Below are 19,209 nucleotides of genomic sequence, written 5' to 3'. Positions count from 1 at the left end.
CGACGTGTGGAGCTGACGAATACTAATCGATCGAGGACTTAACCAAAAAGATCAATGGAGTTCTATCCAGTTTTGAGCGAACAGGCTCATGTCCAGTGATGATGGCGAAGAGGTCACACCCGTTCCCATACCGAACACGGAAGTTAAGCTCTTCAGCGCCGATGGTAGTTGGGGGTCTCCCCCTGTGAGAGTAGGACGTCGCTGGGCAACACGGAAAGAGGTCATCCCGAGAGGGATGGCCTTTTTTGTATATCTAGATGTGAAAGGCGTTCGCCCAGAAATGCTTCGAAGATCAGGCGTGCCCATGGAGGCGCCCTTTGCCTCTGTGGGTGCGAATGATCTTTGAATGTATTTCTAACGCCTGCAACTCGATTACGAGTCGATGTGCAGGAGACCGGATCTTTATGTGGATTTCTGGCGTCCGGAGCTCGATATCATCGTTGATACGAAAGGCAAGCCCTTTAATGGTAGAAGGACCTTTCTAGCAAGAGCATATGTAGTGGAGACGACTGGTTCAGATACTTTCAGGCAGGTCTCGACGTAAACGCGCCAACTGCCGACGTAAAATCGATATCTGCCTCCGTAAAAGTTCCATCTGCCGACGATGCGCCTAGGAACGAACGAGGTCTCGACGCAAAAGCGTCATCTGCCGACGTAAAATCAACATCTGCCTCCGTAAACGCTCCATCTGCCGATGATTCGCATCAAAGCAGCGATCACAGGCCCCACTTTTAAAATCACCCCAAGTCATTTCCATACCAAACCAACGAAAAATCCCCTCAAATGAATGAATGCCTCAAACCCGCCCTTTCTAGAAAAGCCCTTAAGACTCAAAAGCCTTTCTAGGAAAATCTGATTCTCTTCAAACTTGAATTGCATCATCAAAGAGCGCCTTCACGGACACGCCCAATTTTTACAAGATTTCTAGAGTGGCGTTCTCCACATCTAACTGGATCCAGTTGCGCAGCCTAGAAACCCATTCAATAATCAGTCGTAACCCATGAGGCACAAAACGCCTCACGAGTTACGCCTGATTCCCGAAGAGTTTCTGAGCAAGGCTGCTCCACTTTTCTCACTATCGAGTTGCAGGCGTTAGAAATACACGTAAAAACCATTCACCCCAACCGAGGCAAAGAGCGCCTCAATTGGTGCGCCTGGTTTTCACGAGATTTCTGAGCGAACGCCTTCCACATCTAATAGGCATCAAAGTTGAATTCTGCACGCATCCTTCGTAAAGTAAAAGTACTACCGAAAGGAGCGATCTTCTTTATGACTACTGTATTCGATTTTAAAGTGAAAGCCACAACAGGTGACGAAGTAGCCTTAGATGCGTATAAAGGGAAAGTGTTAGTGATCGTTAACACAGCTAGTAAGTGCGGGTTTACACCACAGTTTGAAGAACTTCAGAAGCTGTATGATACATATAAGGACCAAGGCTTCGAAGTGCTCGGCTTTCCGAGTGACCAGTTCAACAATCAAGAATTTGATAACATTGAGGAGACGATGAGTTTCTGCCAACGTAACTACGGTGTGTCGTTCCCGATGTTTGCGAAAGTTGATGTGAAAGGGGATCACGCAGAACCCCTGTTTCAACATTTAGTATCGGAAAAGAAAGGCTTGCTGTCTGAAGGAATCAAATGGAATTTCACGAAATTTCTTGTGGACCGTGAAGGCAATGTAGTGAAACGCTATGCGCCACAGACGAGCCCTGCCAAAATTGAAGAAGACTTGGTGAAGTACTTATAAAAGCGGAGAAATCCGCTTTTTCTTGTGGAAACAAATGATTGAAAAATCGGAATACATGTTTAATTTATGCTTGCCTTGACACCTCTCTAGCCCGCTGATAACCTTAACACTAATATTTAAAATCAAGAGGAGGAAGACGGAAAATGTGGGAATCAAAATTCCAGCGTGAAGGTTTAACATTTGATGACGTATTGCTTGTTCCAGCAAAATCTGAGGTATTGCCGAAGGATGTCGACTTGTCTGTACAGCTAACGGAAACAATCAAATTAAATATCCCGGTAATCAGTGCAGGGATGGATACAGTGACAGAAGCAAAGATGGCTATCGCTATGGCACGTCAAGGCGGACTAGGAATCATTCACAAAAACATGAGTATCGATGAGCAGGCAGAACAAGTAGAGACTGTAAAACGTTCAGAGAATGGTGTCATCACAGATCCGTTCTTCCTCACACCAACTCACCAAGTATATGATGCAGAACATTTGATGGGCAAATACCGCATCTCAGGTGTACCCATCGTCAATAATGAAGAAGATTTGAAATTGGTGGGAATTATTACCAACCGTGATCTTCGTTTCATTCAAGACTATTCATTGAAGATTGATGATGTGATGACGAAAGAAAATCTAGTAACGGCTCCTGTGGGAACTACATTAGAAGAAGCGGAAAAGATGCTTCAGCAATATAAAATCGAAAAGCTTCCGATTGTTTCAGAAGATGGCACTTTAAAAGGTCTCATCACGATTAAAGATATCGAAAAAGTCATCGAATTCCCGAACGCTGCAAAAGACGCACACGGTCGACTCTTAGTAGGAGCGGCTGTTGGAGTCACTAAAGATACGCTAATGCGAGTAGAGAAGCTAGTAAAGGCTCATGTAGACGTCATCACAATTGATACGGCTCATGGTCATTCTCAAGGGGTTATCGAGACTGTTAAAGAAATCCGCGCTGCTTATCCAGAACTTGCAATCATTGCAGGAAACGTGGCAACTGCTGAAGCGACACGCGAATTGATTGAAGCAGGCGCAGATGTAATCAAAGTAGGAATCGGCCCTGGCTCGATCTGTACAACACGTGTTGTTGCAGGAGTTGGCGTTCCACAAATCACTGCAGTTTACGATTGCGCAAGTGAAGCACGCAAGCACGGCAAATCCATCATCGCAGATGGTGGAATCAAGTACTCTGGAGATATCGTAAAAGCTCTAGCAGCTGGTGGCCATGTCGTGATGCTAGGTAGTATGCTTGCAGGTACTACAGAAAGCCCAGGAGAAACGGAAATCTTCCAAGGTCGTCGTTTCAAAGTGTACCGTGGTATGGGATCGATTGGTGCTATGGAACGCGGATCAAAAGACCGTTACTTCCAAGAAGATGCGAAGAAATTGGTTCCAGAAGGAATCGAAGGACGCCTTCCATACAAAGGACCTCTAGCAGATACGATTCACCAACTAACAGGTGGGATTCGTTCAGGTATGGGTTACTGTGGTGCGCACAATTTAGAAAAACTTCGTAACGAAGCTCAATTCATCAAAATGACAGGTGCCGGCCTTCGTGAAAGTCATCCACATGATGTTCAAATCACAAAAGAAGCACCGAATTATTCTATTTCCTAATAACTAGTTCCAATCAGGAACATTCGCACACATAATGCCGTCTAAACTAGGCATTATGTGTGTTTTTTTAATGAACATGCATTATTTTGCAACTTCTTGTGATAAAATGAGCAAGGAAAAATAGGCTTTGGAGGGTAAATACGTTGAAAAAATGGATGGCACAGTGGATCCTCGTTCCGATGCTTTTGATTTCGGGAATCGTGGGCATTCCACAAGCAGCACAAGCGGAGACAGATCCGCTCAATCTTACAGTAGATGCTGCAATAATGATTGACGCTGAGACCGGGAAAATTTTATATAGCAAGAATGCAGAGCAACCACTTGCAATTGCCAGTATGACAAAAATGATGACAGAATACTTGTTATTTGAAGCCATTGAAGAAGGACGTATCTCATGGGACCAGCAGTATTCTGTGACGGACTATACATACAAGCTTTCTCAAAATCGCGCTTTAAGTAATGTTCCGCTTCGTCAGGATGGTACGTATTCGATTCGTGAATTATATGAAGCAATGGCAATCTATTCAGCAAATGCTGCAACTGTAGCAATTGCTGAGACTATTGCAGGCACTGAAGACAACTTTGTTACTTTGATGAATGAAAAAGCAGAAGAAATGGGTCTTGAAGGATACACATTCGTGAACTCGACAGGACTGAACAATGCGGACTTGATGGGAATGCACCCAGCTTCAACGGGTGCTAATGATGAAAACGTCATGCCAGCAGAGTCTGTAGCACGTCTTGCCTTCTTGTTACTTCGTGATTATCCAGAAGTACTAGAAGCAGCAAGTATTCCAAAGAAGACATTCCGTGAAGGAACAGAAGACGCGATTGAAATGTCGAACTGGAACTTCATGCTACCAGGACTGGTATATGAATATGAAGGAATTGACGGATTAAAGACAGGAACGACAGAACTTGCAGGTCACTCGTTTACAGGAACTGCAGAGCGTAACGGTATGCGTCTGATCACTGTGGTCATGAAAGCTGTCGATGCAAAAGGTGTGGGTTCTTATAAAGCACGTTTTGATGCGACACGCGCCATGATGGATTACGGTTTTGCTCAGTTTACGAAGCAAGAGATTGTAACACCAGGTCAGACAATCGAAGGTGCGGAAACGATTGCCATCGATAAAGGGAAAGAAGATGAAGTCGGAATTGCTGTGAAAGACGGCATCTCTATGGTCATCAAATCGGGTGAAAAAGAATTGTATACACCAGTCTTTACTCCTGAAACGGAGCTCTTAGAAGCTGAAGTGGAAAAAGGCCAAGTGGTCGGGAAAGTGAAGCTTCAGAAGACAGAAGGAGAAGATTTAGGGTATATTCTTGAAAAGGATGCAGGCGTAGATGTAGTCACTACAGCTGCGGTGGAACGTGCTAGCTGGATTTCTTTAGTGTTCCAAGGAATCGGTGCTTTCTTTGCAGGGCTATGGGGCAACGTGACAGACTTTGTTGGCGGCCTCTTTTAATGAAACAAACCACAGACTCAACTTGGGTCTGTGGTTTTTTGTGTGCAGATTTTTTCAAGTTTTTCAAACAGGAACGTCAAGGCTCCTTCCAGTTCATCTTCCGGAATGCCACCAAACCCAAGCAACAGTTTTGAAGATGATGTCGTACGGTCGATTCGGTAATGGTCGAGCGAGGAGAGACGGATGCTCTCTTCAGCAAGTAGCTTGCGGAGTTGCTCTCCAGACAAGTCAGTCTTGCAATCGATGACGACATGCATCCCTGCCTGGTCTCCTGAGATGGAGAGCCAGTCGTCATAACGAGAGCCGATTCGGTGCAAGAGGTCCAGTTTTCGTTTGTAAAGCTTCCGCATCCGGTTCACATGTTTCTCAAAGTGCCCTTGTTCCATGAACTGCGTCAATGTCGCCTGGTCAAATCGAGGAACGGTGGCTGCATAATGACCAAATCGTGCACGGTAGACCTCTAGAAGGTGCCGAGGAACGACCGCATAAGCAATTCGAAGAGACGGCATGAGTGATTTAGAGAACGTGCTCAGATAAATGACCCGGTCTTGTGTATCGAAACCTTGCAGCGCCGGAATCGGCATCCCCACGTACCGGAACTCGCTGTCGTAATCATCTTCAATAATGTAGCTTCCCGTTTCGCTCGCCCAGGTGAGCAGCTGATTGCGCCGTGATGCAGACAAAATGGCGCCAGTAGGAAATTGGTGAGCCGGCGTTACATAAGCGGCTGTTGCTCGTGTTTTCTTGAGTTCGGTTACGCGCATCCCTTCTTCGTCAACGGTAATCGGAATCGCCTGATAAGCACTGTCCTGTGAGAAATGATGCGTTAGCGAATAACCTGGATCTTCAATCGCAAGCACCCCTTGCTGTCCCATAAGCCGAAGTAGGAACGGCAAGAGCTGCTCGGTTCCAGATCCCAGGATGAGTTGATCCGGACTGCATCGTACGCCACGAGATTGAAATAAATAGTGTGTGATCTGCTGACGAAGAGCCAGGTCTCCTTGAGGATGGCCTAAATGAAGCAGGTCCCGGTTACGGTCTGATAAGACGTCGCGTGCGCACTTTCGCCATTGATCCAATGGAAAGTGGGCCAAGTCGATTTTTCCAGGGTGGAAATCATATTGAAAGCTTGGTGCGACAACCTCTGAAGGCGCAACAGGCGCTGTCGGCTCGCTTCGAATCAGTTCGGTACTGTTTTGAACGAAGTAGCCTTTTCGTGGTAGAGCCAGCACATAACCTTCGTCTGCGAGCTGATGATAGGTTGTCTCGATTGTCGTCTGGCTGATAGAGAGGTAATCGGCTAATTGGCGCTTTGATGGTAGCTTCTCACCTTCTGCAAGTTGTCCTGTTAAAATGGCTTCTCGGAATGCACGATATAGGCGTTCATACAATGGCATAGAGGAATCATCGGAAAGATGGGGTAAAAAGAATTCGATAAGTCACGCCTCCCGTAAGTAGATAGTTTTATTATACGAGAGTTCTTTGAAAAATTCTGACTATCTATCCGCGTGTGTAAAATTTATAATGAATAAAATGCCTTATCTTGAAGGAGGAACCTTCGTGAAGTGGTTGAAGACGACAAGTTTGCGTGGACGGTACATACGGTTATTGACGATTGGGATTGTCGCAATGCTCGTCATAAATACAGCGATTTATGCGTTTATGAATATCCAACAAGGACAGTTAGAAGATCGGTACTTTGCGTTGCAGGAAAAGAAAGACATCTTCAACGAGCTTTCGCTATCATTGAATCAGATTTTCTTTCGGGCTCGGGGCTATTACTCCTTTCAAAATGAACAAGAACTCCAACTCGCTTACGGCGAACTGGCGAATTTTAAAATTACATTAAACCAGGCACTCGAACAATCTTTAGATGCCAACGAGGCTACGGTACTTCAGAACTTGCAGACATTCATGAAAGCTTACGAAGAAGAAAACCTTCCAGCAGCTGTTGTGCTTGTACAGCAACAGGATTATGACGGGTTGCGTGCTTTGTCTCAAAGTGGTCTGAATGCAGCCGTAAATGAATTCAATCAGTATACAATAGAACTGGATGATAATTTGGAGATCCAATTGGAGTCAGTACGGGATCAAATCTTTGAATACAATCGCGTGTATACACTAATCGTCTATGCATCACTTACTTTTATATTAGGTGCACTGGCCTTTTATGTCTGGCAGACCATCCGCGGTATTGTTCGGCCTATTGAAAGTTTAAGTGCAGCGATTAATGAATTCACAGAAGGTCGGTTGCAGCACTATGAACCTATTGAGCGAGTAGATGAAATCGGTGTGTTATCTCGCACATTCGGGAGTATGTTTATAGCGATTCGTACGAATGAAGAAGAATTGAAAAATCGCAATAACCAATTAGTGGATCAGCAGCAGCAGATGCTGATTTCTCAACAACAATTGCAGCAATCACTTGAAGAAAAGGAGCTCGCACGTAAACGAGTTGAACGCTATAACGAACTGAATCGTCAAATCTCAGTAGCTATCGCCCGACGAGACGTCGCCGAGAGAACGATTCGATACTTCTGTTCCTCCTATAAGGTGGATCACGGAATCATGTGGTTCTCAGACAATGCTGAGTACGGAGTTTATCAAATGACCGATTCCATGATCGAGCAGTTTACGTCAGAACGAAAAGCCTATATTGAAAAGCGTTTAGAGCAACAGGACTGTGTGATGGTCACACGACCAGCGGAATACGCAGGGGGCATTGTTCCGTTTGAGTCTCCAATCTATGAACTGTATGTCCGTGTGAATCATGAAGCGACAGACCAAACGATTTATGCGGCCTTTGCTCGGATTGGCAATGCGTTTTCTGCAGAAGAACAACAAGATATTCAGACGATGTTAGAGCGACTTCATTTAGTTCTCGACCGAATTCGTTTGTTTGAAGAAAATGTGCAAGAACGCATTTTAAACGAAAACATCGTCAATAACATCTCAGAAGGAATCCAGTATGTCGACACGACAGGCGCTATTCTACAACGCAATGAGGCCTTCTGTGAGTTGTTCGGGAGCAAGCCTGAAAATCTTGAACAGGTGATCCCAAGAGAATTTTGGATGGAGGGTCTTGCTACACAGGTACTAGAAAAAGAAGAGTTAGAAGTTTTCTTTTTGAAGGCCTTAGGGGATGAAAAGTATAAGAGCCAGTCCATGACCTATACTATTGATGGGACATCTCAAAAAGTGGTGCAAGTATACAGTACTCCAATCTACAAGCAACAGGAGTATACGGGGACGGTGTTTGTACACCGAGACATCACGCAACAATATGAGGTCGATCAGATGAAGACCGAACTTGTCAGCACGGTCAGTCATGAGTTACGAACGCCGCTGTCTAGTATTTTAGGATTTACGGAGCTGCTGCTATACAAAGATACGAAGCCAGAAAAGCAAAAGCGCTACTTAGAGACAATACAAAAAGAGACGAGCCGCTTGACCAATCTAATCAATGATTTCTTAGATATTCAACGTATGGAAGCCGGTCAGCAGAACTATCACTTTGAAGAGCACCGAATGGAAGAAATCCTTCTTGAAAGTATCGAGACATTCGCTACAGATGATACAAGACCGATTCTATTTACCGATCGTTCTACTCGCAGTTTCGTACGGGTCGATAAAGAACGAATGCTGCAGACAATCGTGAATCTGTTAAGTAATGCACGCAAGTTCTCGCCAGATGGTGGCTCAATAACGATAGAAATGGAGAATGATCAGGAGCAAGTGAAGATTTCCATTCAAGATCAGGGGATTGGTATTCCTGCGCAAGATATTCCGAAGCTGTTTAAAAAGTTTTCACGAATCGATAATAGCTCTCGCCGAAAAATTGGAGGGACAGGACTGGGACTCGCCATCTGCCAAGAAATCATGACGGAGCATCACGGGTCTATTTGGATCGAGTCGGAAGAAGGCAAAGGCACGACGGTCTGGCTGACTCTTCCGCTACTCGAGGACTGGAATACCGTTGGAAAAGACGTAGTGTCATCTCATCATTTTCAAGATGCACCATTAGTTTTACTTGTAGAGGATGATATCAGTATGCTGACTTTGATGTCAGAGGAGCTGAAACATCACGGGTGCCGCATCATGTATGCAACGACGACAAAAGAGGCGCAGATGGCTTTGGCTAAGCAACTCCCTGATGTGGTGGTGTTGGATTTGATGCTTGAGGAAGAACTTACGGGATGGCAGTTGGTAGAACAGCTAAAAGAAGATCAAAAGACAGCAAAAATTCCTGTTATTATCAGTTCGGCTCTAGAACCGCAGAAAGACTATTTTGAGACGCTTCAAATTGCAGACTATTTAGTGAAGCCTTATCCGCCGGAACGTTTGTCACAGACCGTGTTTATGGTTCTAGAACAGTAAGAAATCCCTCTTGTCGCTCAGGACAAGAGGGATTTTTCAAATGATACTATGCACAAATTCTAAAAGCTCCATCGGACTGAATGGTTTGGCTACAAAATAGTTGGCTCCTGCTTCAAGTGCGAGTTGGCGGTCGTAATCTTGCGTTTTAGCAGTCAGCATGACGATAGGAGTTGTAACTCCAGCGGCACGCGCAGATTCAATGACTTCCACACCCGTATAAAAAGGCATCATGTAATCGATTAACAACAGATCAAAGGACTCTTCTTGAATCTTTTGGATGGCTTCAAGTCCATTTTCGGCTTCTGTCACTTCGTAATCATCTTCTAATGTATCGCACAGGAGCATGCGAAGGATTTCTTCATCTTCTGCAACTAAAATTCGTTTCATTGTGGAACTCCTCCATTCGTGAAGCGCATGGACAGATTTTGAATACGTGCTACTACGTCCGCCGTCTGGAACGGCTTTTGTATGTAATCATCTGCCCCCAAGCTCATTGCCTTCCGTAAATCTTCCGTCTTATTGCGAGCGGTCAGCATCGAGATCAAAATCGAGTCGTTTGGGTACCTGGTCCGTACTTGTTGTAGGATATCCATTCCGTCTATTCCCGGTAAGATCCAATCGAGTAACAGGATGTGGTCCGCCTCTTCATGGTACCAATCGTCTTCTAAAAAGTGTTCTCCGCTTCCATAGCGTGTCCAGCTGATTTCAAATTCATCAGACGTCCATTGGTTGAATGCTTTCTCAAGAAGAGCGCTTAAGACATCATCGTCATCGATAAGAATGAGAGAGAGGCGCTTGCGTGTGGTGACAGCATCTGCGAACCGTTTTGTTTGATTGCGACCTTCTCTCTTGGCTAGATACAGTGCCTGGTCGGCCCAGTCGATCACTTCTTCCGTCGTGGTCATCAAAGTAGCGATCCCGGCTGAGAATGTGACTTGAAAAGGAGGGTGGTCTTTTGGGAAAAAGACTTCCTTTGCCCAAAGGGTCCGCAGCTTTTCGACGAACACCACAACCTGCGTCTCTTTTCCTTGTGGCACGACAATGGCAAATTCTTCTCCACCATAGCGAAAAAATAAATCTGTGGAGCGCTTAGTTTCTATAAGAAATGTTCCGAAGCGACGTAGCACTTCATCACCCATTAGATGGCCATAAGTATCATTGACTTGTTTGAAATGATCCAAGTCGAGGAGGGCTAGTACATACGATTCGCCTGTTCGTTGATAGTTCTGATAAAGCGAAGCCAGAGAGTCGTTCATAGCTTTTCTGTTTCCTGCGCCTGTCAGTTCATCCGTTAGACCGAACTCTTGAATCGCTTTTTTCTGACGCATGCGGTTCTCTACAAAGCTGCTAAACCATGTAACATCCAGTGGCTTTCGAAAATAATCCATAGCTCCTCGTTCTAATGCTGTGCGGTGAAGCTCTGGAGAATAGCTATTCGATAACAGGGTAATCGGAATAAATTTTGTACGTGCTGTTGGATAAATCTGAGTCAAGACATCCAGACTGTCCATATCTGAAAGATGGTAGTCTATGAAAACCATAGAAGGCTGCATGGTATAAAACAGCTCAATACCACGTTTTGCGGTCAGAGACAAAATCACGTGATAGCCGATTTGCTCTAGTTGATCTTTCAATTCCGTTGCAAAAGAAAAATCGGTATCAATCAAGAGAATCAGCTGCCGGTCACTCGTCTTCGTTTGCGAATCGGTATCTGCGTGATGAAAATAGGAAGAAAGTGCAACGTGAAGGTGGTTCAGTTTTTCAGTAGGATACAGGGTGGCCGCTGTCTCGTCTACAAGATTTAGCTGTTGTTCTGCAAATTCCGATAAGTCTTGAATCCCAATAGTACCAGCTGTTCCTTTCATCATATGTAAAAATTTATAAACATCTGCTTCAGATGCCGGTTGCTTCTCCCATTCCTTCATCTTTTTCTCGAGTTTATTGGCCAGCATCTCCTTGTAGCGGTCGTCCATTCCATCACCTCGTCATCAGGCATTTGTTAAAGTGTACCATTTCTCCGAGGTGCGTACCATAAACAACTACGTCTAGAGAAGAGCGTTGCATAGTTCTATAAAATCATGTAAACTAGAGCTAATTTCATGTGCGAAAAACGATGATCGGAAGTAGTAACAAGCCCGTTTTTTCAAGAGAGTCAGCGGTTGGTGTGAGCTGATAAAAACACTTGTGAATCCATCCTGAGAGTTGTCTCCGGTATAACGGGGACCGGTCCAGTGGCCGTTATGAGACAAGTGGTGTTCGTTACGCGGACACAACCAGGGTGGTAACGCGGGTAGCTCTCGTCCCTTTTTTAGGGATGGGGGCTTTTTGTATGCAAAAATATCGTTGGAAGCCAAATTTAAGGAGGAATTTCTATGTTAGATGTACGTTATGTACGAGATAATTTTGAAGCCGTTAAAGCCAAGCTTGCGAAGAGAGGCGAAGATATTTCTGAGTTTGACCAGTTTGAGACGCTTGACCAGAAACGCCGTGAACTGATTGCCAAGACAGAGGAACTGAAGTCTGAGCGTAACAAGGTGTCTGAACAGATCTCTACGATGAAACGCAACAAAGAAAATGCAGACGACGCGATTGCACGCATGCGTCAAGTAGGCGATGAAATCAAAGCACTTGATGAAGAGTTACGCGATGTTGAAGAGAAGTTCACACACATGATGATGCGCATCCCAAATATTCCGCATGACAGCGTACCTGTCGGCGATACAGAAGACGACAACGTCACGCACCGTACATGGGGCGAGACACCAACGTTTGAGTACGAGCCAAAAGCCCACTGGGACATCGTGACAGACTTGAAGCTTGTGGACTTCGAGCGCGCTGCAAAAGTTACTGGAAGTCGTTTTGCATTCTACCGTGGTCTAGGAGCTCGTCTAGAGCGTGCACTTTTAAACTTCATGATGGATCTGCACTCAGAAGAGCACGGCTACGAGGAAATGATTCCTCCGTACATGGCCAACCGCGAGAGCTTGACAGGAACTGGCCAGTTGCCGAAGTTTGAAGAAGATGCGTTCTTGATTGAAAAAGAAGATTACTTCTTGATCCCAACAGCAGAAGTTCCTGTAACGAACTTTTACCGCGATGAGATCTTAGATGCGGAGCAGCTGCCACAAGCGTTCACAGCATACAGTGCATGTTTCCGTTCTGAAGCAGGTTCTGCAGGTCGTGACACGCGCGGCTTGATCCGTCAGCACCAGTTCAACAAAGTAGAGCTAGTCCGTTTTGTGAAGCCGGAAGAATCTTACGAGCAGCTTGAGTTGCTTACAGGCCACGCAGAGAAGGTCCTTCAATTACTGGGTCTTCCATACCGCGTATTGTTGATGTGTACAGCGGACCTTGGATTCACAGCTGCGAAGAAGTACGACATCGAAGTGTGGTTACCAAGCTATAACGACTACAAAGAGATTTCTTCTTGCAGTAACTTTGAAGATTTCCAAGCGCGTCGTGCAGGCATCCGTTTCCGTCGCGAGCCAGGCGCGAAGCCAGAGTACGTACACACACTGAACGGTAGTGGTCTTGCAATCGGCCGTACAGTAGCGGCGATTTTAGAGAACTACCAACAAGAAGACGGCTCTGTCGTCATTCCAGAAGTCTTGCGTCCTTACATGGGTGGCAAAGACGTCATCCGCTAATAGAAAAACAGCCAGAGTCCTCATTCAGGATTCTGGCTGTTGCTGTTTGCGAAGCTTTTTCTGCGCTCGTAAGTTGCGGAAGAACGAGGTGAGCAGCTCGCCACATTCTTCTGCCGCCACGCCTTCGATTACTTGGCACTCATGATTGAAACGCGAGTCATTCAGGAGTGTGTAGAGTGAATGCACACAGCCTGCTTTTTGGTCCCGTGCACCGTAGACGACCGTTGGAATGCGAGACTGCAAGATAGCACCGGCACACATCGGGCACGGCTCGAGTGTCACATATAAAGTGGTCTCTTCCAGACGCCAGCTGCCGAGGTGCTTGCAGCCTTCTTCGATGACCAGCATCTCGGCATGTGTGAGGGCGTTTTGTGTGGTCTCCCGAAGGTTGGACGCACGAGCAATGATCTGGTCCTTATAGACGAGGACTGCCCCAATTGGGACTTCACCTGCGTCTCCGGCCTTCTTTGCCTCGGCGATGGCTTCTCTCATATAGAAGTCGTGCATAAGACCTTCCTCCTCATTTATTTTCGTTGTTTTGTTGTTGAAAGATGGACGGATTTTCATCTATGTTTCAAAGGGGAGCTATGGTAAAATGGAAAGCACGACTTGAGACAGAAGAGTGAGGTCAGAAGCTATGTCCATTCCATTTATTACGGTAGAGGGCCCCATTGGTGTAGGGAAGACATCTCTAGCCAAAGCCATTGCCGATACCTATCAATTTGAACTACTGAAAGAAATTGTTGATGAGAACCCGTTCCTGGATAAGTTTTATGACAATATTGCGGAATGGAGCTTCCAAACCGAAATGTTTTTCCTCTGCAACCGCTACAAGCAACTGGCAGACATCCAACAGCATTATATCGCAAAGGAACGTCCTGTCGCTGCTGATTATCATATTTTCAAAAATCTCATTTTCGCAAAGCGTACGCTTTCGCCGATTGAATACACGAAGTACGAAGCAATCTATTCCATTTTAACACGCGACATGCCGGTTCCGAACATGGTCGTGTACCTCGATGCGAGCCTCGACGTATTGTTAGAACGGATTGAATTACGCGGACGTGACTTTGAAAAGAAGATCGACCCAGCGTATCTTGCCCAGCTTTCTGCAGATTACCGTGTGTTCATCGAAGATTTCGAGAAGGCACACCCAGAAGTACCCGTCCTTCGCTTCAGTGGCGATGACTTTGATTTTGTACAGAACCCACAAGACCTGGCCCATATTTTAGATAAAGTAGATGCAACATTACATAAAAGGAGCTTGCAACGATGAATTTACGAGACAAATACGGCATTCCCCATGATGCTGTGATCACCATTGCCGGAACAGTCGGCGTTGGAAAATCGACGATGACCAAAACTTTAGCGGAGGCCCTCGATTTCAAAACTTCTTTTGAAAAAGTGGATACCAACCCGTATTTGGACCGTTTTTACGATGATTTTTCGAAGTGGAGCTTCCATTTACAAATTTACTTCCTAGCGGAGCGCTTTAAAGAACAGAAGCGTATGTTTGAGTACGGTGGCGGCTTCATTCAAGACCGTTCGATTTATGAGGATACAGGGATCTTTGCGCGCATGCACAAAGAGAAGGGTACGATGGATCCAGTAGATTACGAAACGTACACAAGCCTGTTTGATGCAATGGTTATGACACCATACTTCCCGCACCCAGACTTGTTGATCTATTTGGAAGGCTCTTTAGAGAGCATCATTGGCCGCATTCAAGAACGTGGCCGTCCGATGGAGCAGCAGACCCCAATTTCGTACTGGGAAGAGATGCACGGACGCTATGAGGACTGGATCGATAATTTCAACGGATGCCCTGTGCTTCGTTTGAACATCAACGATTACGATATCGTGAAGCGTCCAGAAGACGTAGAGAAGATTTTAGACCGCATCGGTAGCCATCTGACGAAAACGGCTGTCTACCGCGGATAGAGAATAGAGTGTGTTGCCCCTTTGTCTCTTATGGAGGCGGAGGGGTTTTTTGTTTGGCGAAGGCTGAGGAGGTTTCCATAAAATCACTTGGGGCGTTAAATTCGGCGGTTTGGGCGTTAAGCTGTCATGTTCGGGCATTAATTGAGCCGGTTCGGGCGTTAAAAACTCTAGTTCGGTTAGTAAACAATTCCGCTCAGACCTCAGATTTACCCACAACAAAAAACTGCCCCCTCACAAGATGTGAGACAGGCAGTTCGAAATATTCAGACACGAAGTTTTCAAGAAAAATTCGACCTGGAGTGATCGAATTCAATCTCGTATTTATGCGTGTGTGTTTATAAAAATGGAGGAGGTAGAGGGATTCGAACCCCCGCGCGGTTTGACCCGCCTGTCGGTTTTCAAGACCGATCCCTTCAGCCGGACTTGGGTATACCTCCGAAGTACAGAGATAAATTTATCACGTCTAAAAATGAAAGTCAACAATGAAATTCAATTTTTTTTACAGGAATTTTCACGCGGCATTTGATTTTTTGTCAGCAGGTGCGTATACTAGTAAATGCCGTGCTAGGTGGGAAGGTAGCGGTGTCCTGTAACTCGCAATCCGCTCTAGCGAGACTGAACTCCTTCTCTGAGGCTGTTTGCATGTGAGGTCCGGTGTTTGCACGTAGTGTTGACGTCCGGGTCCTGCGCAATGAATACCCATGAACCATGTCAGGTCCGGAAGGAAGCAGCATTAAGTGGTGCTATTTATGTGCCGCGGGGTTGCCTGGGCTGAGCTAACGACAAGCGTGCCGCTCATGTGTAGCAGTCGAAGGAAGGTGCACGGTATACATAGAAGATTCACCCGTTTTCCGTTAGGGAAGACGGGTTTTTTATGGTATAATGGAAAGAGTGACTGATGATCAGAAATGGAGTGGAATGTGTGACCTATCAAGCCTTTTATCGTGCCTACCGACCGCAATCTTTTGTGGAAATGTCCGGCCAAAAACACATTAAGCAAACCCTCCAGAACGCGCTAGACTCTGGAAAAACAACACATGCCTATCTGTTCTCAGGACCTCGCGGAACCGGAAAGACCAGTACAGCTAAAATCTTTGCGAAAGCATTGAACTGTGAAAACGGTCCGGCCAAAGAGCCTTGCAACACATGTGCAATCTGTACAAGCATCACCGACGGCTCGAACCCAGACGTTTTGGAGTTCGATGCGGCTTCTCACTCCCGAGTAGAGGAAATGAGAGATGTCATCGAAAAGGTACGTTTCGCTCCGTCAAACGCGCGTTACAAAGTGTACATCATCGATGAGGTGCATATGCTGTCAACAAGTGCCTTCAATGCGCTGTTGAAGACGTTAGAAGAACCACCGCCACATGCTGTCTTTGTCCTTGCAACAACAGAGCCACATAAAATTCCTCTGACGATTATTTCTCGCTGTCAGCGATTCGACTTTAAACGGATCTCCAACAACGATATCGTAGAACGAATGACTCAAGTGCTCGATGACGCGGGGATTCCCTATGATGAGAAAGTGCTTCGTCTTCTTGCTCAAGCTTCGGCCGGTGGAATGCGCGATGCACTTAGTCTGCTCGACCAGGTCGTCTCGTATAGTACAGGAACGATGACCATGGAAGAGGCGTTGTTCATTACAGGCTCGATTGGTTCCGATGCGTTTGTGACGATTGCGGAGGCCCTCCTTGCTGGAGACGTCAATACAGCACTCGCGACACTGGACCAATTGATCATGGACGGGAAAGACCCGGTTCGCCTGATTGAAGACCTCGTAACGTTCTTCCGTGACTTGTTGATCATGCAACACGTGGAAGCACCAGAAGATATGGTAGAACTAGCAGAGCCGACGGAAGACGTAATCGCTCTTGCCAAGCGCTATTCGCAGCAACGTCTTTATGCGAGCATTCAAATTGCGACCGAGATGCAACAAGAGATGCGTTTTTCAAATCATCCCAAGATATACGTCGAGACGGCCCTCATTCGCTTGTCCCAACTCTCTGACCAACCAGCAGCTATGGGAACTTCTTCCGTATCAGACGAGCAGGTCCAGAAACTGGAGAACAAGATTGCGAAGCTCGAGGCCCAACTGAAATCGGGTGGTGGCAACGCGCCTGCAGAAGCACCAAAACAAAAACGTCAACGCGGACCGAGTGGCATCAAAGTACCAGCCGGCCGCATTCAAGAAGTCTTAAAATCCGCTACAAAACCCGCTATCCAGCAAGTGAAGACGCAATGGGCCCAAATCTTGCAGCAGCTGCAGCGTTCACACGCCGCGCTCCTCAATGATGCGGAACCGGTTGCGGCATCGGATACGGCTTTTGTGTTAAAATTCAAATATGAAATCCACTGCCAAATGGCAATGGACAATCAAACGTTCTCGACCTCGTTCCCTCAAGTAGTGGAAGATGTCACCGGAACGCTTTATGAAGTACTTTATACTCCAGAAGATCAGTGGCTTGAGATCCGCTCTTCCTTCATCGCAGGCAACCAATTGGCTGGCGGCATGGAAGAACCGGAGGCAGGGGAAGATGTGGATGTCCAAGAAGACCCACTAATCTCCGAAGCGACCAAACTGTTCGGGGAAGATTTTGTAGAAATTAAAGAAGACTAATATCGAGGAGGAAATCACTATGCGTGGTGGAATGGGAAATATGCAAGGTATGATGAAGCAAATGCAAAAAATGCAGAAGAAGATGGCGGAGGCTCAAGAAGAGCTTGGCACACAACACTTTGAAGGTGTTGCAGGTGGCGGTATGGTTAAAGTCACTGTAACGGGTCACCGTGAAGTGGTTGGCGTTGCACTTGATGAGTCTGTCGTGGATCCAGAAGATGTGGAAATGCTGCAAGACCTAATCGTGATTGCAACGAACGAAGCATTAAAGAAAGCAGAAGAGACAGCGAATGCCACAATGGGCCAATTCACGAAAGGATTGAACCTTCCTGGCATGTTCTAGGAGGACACCAGCATGCACTATCCAGCTCCGATCTCAAAGTTAATCGACAGTTTTATGAAACTGCCAGGTATTGGGCCGAAGACAGCGGCCCGTCTGGCGTTTTTTGTCCTTAGTATGAAAGAAGACACCGTCACAGACTTCGCGAAAGCATTGATCGATGCTAAACGAAACCTCAGCTACTGCTCAGTCTGTGGTCATATTACCGACGTCGACCCATGCGCGATCTGCCAAGACGCGTCACGCAACCAAACGATGATCTGCGTCGTGCAAGACACGAAAGACGTCATCGCGATGGAAAAGATGCGAGACTATCAAGGGCTGTACCATGTGCTGCACGGCGCCATCTCGCCAATGGAAGGGATTGGACCGGAAGATATCAATATTCCTCCACTCCTCAAGCGTCTTCAAAACGAAGAGGTACAGGAATTGATTCTAGCGACCAACCCAACCATCGAAGGAGAGGCTACAGCCATGTATATCTCTCGACTGGTCAAGCCGTCTGGAATCCGTACTACGCGCATTGCTCACGGTCTGCCAGTTGGTGGCGATCTAGAGTATGCCGATGAGGTGACCTTGTCTAAAGCACTCGAAGGGAGACGCGAGCTGTAGTGGCGATCTTCTCAAAACGAAACAAACTAAAAAAAGACTACGATGCAAGGTTCATCCGTTTATTAGAAGAAACTCGGAGCGACTGGCATACAGCACAGGCTGTAGAATCTCACTTGGATGACTACAATCTCGATGCGATTGCCAAGCGAAAAACTCTTGAGAGCATTCACTTTTATCTATATAAAGAAGCGAAGCGTCGCCAAGTGGTCTATAAACCGAATTAACTGCATATCGTAAAGGGAAAGGAGCCATGGAGATGATCTATCTTGGTCTTTCCCTTTTTTTATTTGTATTGTTATTTATATTACGTCAGCCGGTCACGACATTCTTTGAATGGGTCAGCCCGTTTGTTTGGCGAGCAGCTATTGGCCTCGTCTGTTTTTATGCTCTTCATCTCACGGTGAGCTACGTTGGCGAGGAATGGAGTGTTCCAATCAATTACTTTACCGCTGGATTCTCCGTTATCTGTGGTGTTCCAGGAGTCATTGGCATCTTTGTTTTATCTTTTTTTATGTAATTGAAAAAAGCTATTGACGGTTCTATGGAATGCGTGTATTATTAGTTAGGTCGCCAAGGCAACACGGCAACATCAGAAAAATAAAGTGTTGACAACGTTTTGATAAGTTGGTATACTTTAAAAGTTGTCTCAAGACGACATATGAACATTGAAAACTGAACATGCAAGACGTCAAGATAGAGCGTCACCACCCCGACCCCCGTTGGGTGTGCGTGACGCAAACAGAACCAAGTCGTATCCTTTAACGGGATGTGACGGACGTTCAAAAATGGACATCATTATGATGCCAGCAACAAAATGAGCTTATTTTAAGCTCTCTTTTATGGAGAGTTT

At 46.0% G+C, this 19,209-nt stretch carries 16 protein-coding genes, 1 tRNA gene, 1 rRNA gene, 1 other RNA gene and 1 other annotated feature; of the genes, 14 read left to right on the top strand and 5 right to left on the bottom strand.

Annotation, left to right across the window (positions count from 1 at the left end; genetic code table 11):
• Nucleotides 1-91: 91 nt before the first annotated feature.
• From rrf to CQS04_RS13520, 4 genes are all read left to right on the top strand, one after another.
• Nucleotides 92-207 (top strand): 5S ribosomal RNA (gene rrf, locus CQS04_RS13535).
• Nucleotides 208-1,269: 1,062 nt separating this feature from the next.
• The gene (locus CQS04_RS13530; RefSeq protein WP_100354640.1) at nt 1,270-1,746 is read left to right on the top strand and encodes a glutathione peroxidase; all 477 of its coding nucleotides are present in this window, start codon (nt 1,270-1,272) and stop codon (nt 1,744-1,746) included.
• Between the two features lie 143 nt (nt 1,747-1,889).
• Complete coding sequence (guaB, locus tag CQS04_RS13525; RefSeq protein ID WP_100354639.1) at nt 1,890-3,356, top strand: IMP dehydrogenase; 1,467 nt, start codon at nt 1,890-1,892, stop codon at nt 3,354-3,356.
• Nucleotides 3,357-3,499: 143 nt separating this feature from the next.
• Nucleotides 3,500-4,825 (top strand): serine hydrolase, encoded by a 1,326-nt coding sequence (locus CQS04_RS13520; protein WP_425430251.1) that lies wholly within the window; start codon nt 3,500-3,502, stop codon nt 4,823-4,825.
• Nucleotides 4,826-4,842: 17 nt separating this feature from the next.
• Here CQS04_RS13520 and pdxR read toward each other — a convergent pair whose 3' ends face one another.
• Nucleotides 4,843-6,222: a MocR-like pyridoxine biosynthesis transcription factor PdxR gene (gene pdxR / locus CQS04_RS13515; protein WP_100354638.1), complete on the bottom strand. Its 1,380-nt coding sequence runs from the start codon at nt 6,220-6,222 to the stop codon at nt 4,843-4,845.
• A gap of 163 nt (nt 6,223-6,385) precedes the next feature.
• Between pdxR and CQS04_RS13510 the strand changes: the two genes are divergently transcribed.
• Nucleotides 6,386-9,202 carry an ATP-binding protein gene (locus tag CQS04_RS13510; protein WP_165775552.1) on the top strand — a complete coding sequence of 939 codons (2,817 nt, stop codon included), beginning with the start codon at nt 6,386-6,388 and terminating at the stop codon, nt 9,200-9,202.
• Nucleotides 9,203-9,238: 36 nt separating this feature from the next.
• On the opposite strand, the gene CQS04_RS13505 is transcribed toward CQS04_RS13510, so the two are convergent.
• Both CQS04_RS13505 and CQS04_RS13500 read right to left on the bottom strand, forming a co-directional pair.
• The gene (locus CQS04_RS13505; RefSeq protein ID WP_100354636.1) at nt 9,239-9,589 is read right to left on the bottom strand and encodes a response regulator transcription factor; all 351 of its coding nucleotides are present in this window, start codon (nt 9,587-9,589) and stop codon (nt 9,239-9,241) included.
• Nucleotides 9,586-11,175, bottom strand: coding sequence for a GGDEF domain-containing response regulator (locus CQS04_RS13500; protein ID WP_100354635.1), 1,590 nt, complete (start codon nt 11,173-11,175; stop codon nt 9,586-9,588). Before CQS04_RS13500 ends, CQS04_RS13505 begins: the two co-directional genes overlap by 4 nt.
• A 131-nt stretch (nt 11,176-11,306) precedes the next feature.
• Nucleotides 11,307-11,510 (top strand) — a binding site (T-box leader).
• Nucleotides 11,511-11,574: 64 nt separating this feature from the next.
• On the opposite strand from CQS04_RS13500, the gene serS reads away from it, so the two are divergent.
• On the top strand, nt 11,575-12,849 hold the full coding sequence (gene serS, locus CQS04_RS13495; RefSeq protein WP_100354634.1) for a serine--tRNA ligase: 1,275 nt from the start codon (nt 11,575-11,577) through the stop codon (nt 12,847-12,849).
• Between the two features lie 24 nt (nt 12,850-12,873).
• On the opposite strand, the gene tadA is transcribed toward serS, so the two are convergent.
• Entirely contained in the window at nt 12,874-13,356 is a 483-nt protein-coding gene (gene tadA, locus CQS04_RS13490) for a tRNA adenosine(34) deaminase TadA (protein ID WP_100354633.1), read from the bottom strand.
• Nucleotides 13,357-13,486: 130 nt separating this feature from the next.
• On the opposite strand from tadA, the gene CQS04_RS13485 reads away from it, so the two are divergent.
• Together CQS04_RS13485 and CQS04_RS13480 are read left to right on the top strand one after the other, a co-directional pair.
• Nucleotides 13,487-14,125 carry a deoxynucleoside kinase gene (locus CQS04_RS13485; protein WP_100354632.1) on the top strand — a complete coding sequence of 213 codons (639 nt, stop codon included), beginning with the start codon at nt 13,487-13,489 and terminating at the stop codon, nt 14,123-14,125.
• The gene (locus CQS04_RS13480) at nt 14,122-14,790 is read left to right on the top strand and encodes a deoxynucleoside kinase (RefSeq protein ID WP_100354631.1); all 669 of its coding nucleotides are present in this window, start codon (nt 14,122-14,124) and stop codon (nt 14,788-14,790) included. The genes CQS04_RS13485 and CQS04_RS13480 overlap by 4 nt, the downstream gene beginning before the upstream one ends.
• A gap of 344 nt (nt 14,791-15,134) precedes the next feature.
• Here CQS04_RS13480 and CQS04_RS13475 read toward each other — a convergent pair.
• Nucleotides 15,135-15,227: transfer RNA gene (locus tag CQS04_RS13475), tRNA-Ser, on the bottom strand.
• A 122-nt stretch (nt 15,228-15,349) separates the two neighbouring features.
• On the opposite strand from CQS04_RS13475, the gene ffs reads away from it, so the two are divergent.
• The 6 genes from ffs (at nt 15,350) to CQS04_RS13445 (ending at nt 18,876) form a co-directional block, all read left to right on the top strand.
• Nucleotides 15,350-15,616: signal recognition particle sRNA large type (gene ffs, locus CQS04_RS13470), an RNA gene on the top strand.
• A 96-nt stretch (nt 15,617-15,712) separates the two neighbouring features.
• Nucleotides 15,713-17,407: a DNA polymerase III subunit gamma/tau gene (gene dnaX / locus CQS04_RS13465; RefSeq protein ID WP_100354642.1), complete on the top strand. Its 1,695-nt coding sequence runs from the start codon at nt 15,713-15,715 to the stop codon at nt 17,405-17,407.
• A gap of 19 nt (nt 17,408-17,426) precedes the next feature.
• The gene (locus CQS04_RS13460; RefSeq protein WP_100354630.1) at nt 17,427-17,750 is read left to right on the top strand and encodes a YbaB/EbfC family nucleoid-associated protein; all 324 of its coding nucleotides are present in this window, start codon (nt 17,427-17,429) and stop codon (nt 17,748-17,750) included.
• A 12-nt stretch (nt 17,751-17,762) separates the two neighbouring features.
• Nucleotides 17,763-18,359 (top strand): recombination mediator RecR, encoded by a 597-nt coding sequence (recR, locus tag CQS04_RS13455; protein ID WP_100354629.1) that lies wholly within the window; start codon nt 17,763-17,765, stop codon nt 18,357-18,359.
• Entirely contained in the window at nt 18,359-18,583 is a 225-nt protein-coding gene (locus CQS04_RS13450) for a YaaL family protein (RefSeq protein ID WP_245858823.1), read from the top strand. The genes recR and CQS04_RS13450 overlap by 1 nt, the downstream gene beginning before the upstream one ends.
• 32 nt (nt 18,584-18,615) lie before the next feature.
• Nucleotides 18,616-18,876, top strand: coding sequence for a pro-sigmaK processing inhibitor BofA family protein (locus CQS04_RS13445; protein ID WP_165775551.1), 261 nt, complete (start codon nt 18,616-18,618; stop codon nt 18,874-18,876).
• Nucleotides 18,877-19,209 lie beyond the last annotated feature (333 nt).

Origin of the sequence: Chryseomicrobium excrementi (genome assembly GCF_002798305.1) — a bacterium.
GTDB lineage: Bacteria > Bacillota > Bacilli > Bacillales_A > Planococcaceae > Chryseomicrobium > Chryseomicrobium excrementi.
This window is presented reverse-complemented; position numbering and strand designations above follow the sequence as displayed.

What these genes read in the sequence shown, in the direction of transcription:
- CQS04_RS13530 (WP_100354640.1), top strand. Translation starts at nt 1,270, where the DNA reads ATGACTACTGTATTCGATTTTAAAGTGAAAGCCACAACAGGTGACGAA.
- guaB (WP_100354639.1), top strand. Translation starts at nt 1,890, where the DNA reads ATGTGGGAATCAAAATTCCAGCGTGAAGGTTTAACATTTGATGACGTA.
- pdxR (WP_100354638.1), bottom strand. Translation starts at nt 6,222, where the DNA reads ATGCCATTGTATGAACGCCTATATCGTGCATTCCGAGAAGCCATTTTA.
- CQS04_RS13505 (WP_100354636.1), bottom strand. Translation starts at nt 9,589, where the DNA reads ATGAAACGAATTTTAGTTGCAGAAGATGAAGAAATCCTTCGCATGCTC.
- CQS04_RS13500 (WP_100354635.1), bottom strand. Translation starts at nt 11,175, where the DNA reads ATGGACGACCGCTACAAGGAGATGCTGGCCAATAAACTCGAGAAAAAG.
- serS (WP_100354634.1), top strand. Translation starts at nt 11,575, where the DNA reads ATGTTAGATGTACGTTATGTACGAGATAATTTTGAAGCCGTTAAAGCC.
- tadA (WP_100354633.1), bottom strand. Translation starts at nt 13,356, where the DNA reads ATGCACGACTTCTATATGAGAGAAGCCATCGCCGAGGCAAAGAAGGCC.
- CQS04_RS13485 (WP_100354632.1), top strand. Translation starts at nt 13,487, where the DNA reads ATGTCCATTCCATTTATTACGGTAGAGGGCCCCATTGGTGTAGGGAAG.
- CQS04_RS13480 (WP_100354631.1), top strand. Translation starts at nt 14,122, where the DNA reads ATGAATTTACGAGACAAATACGGCATTCCCCATGATGCTGTGATCACC.
- CQS04_RS13460 (WP_100354630.1), top strand. Translation starts at nt 17,427, where the DNA reads ATGCGTGGTGGAATGGGAAATATGCAAGGTATGATGAAGCAAATGCAA.
- recR (WP_100354629.1), top strand. Translation starts at nt 17,763, where the DNA reads ATGCACTATCCAGCTCCGATCTCAAAGTTAATCGACAGTTTTATGAAA.
- CQS04_RS13445 (WP_165775551.1), top strand. Translation starts at nt 18,616, where the DNA reads ATGATCTATCTTGGTCTTTCCCTTTTTTTATTTGTATTGTTATTTATA.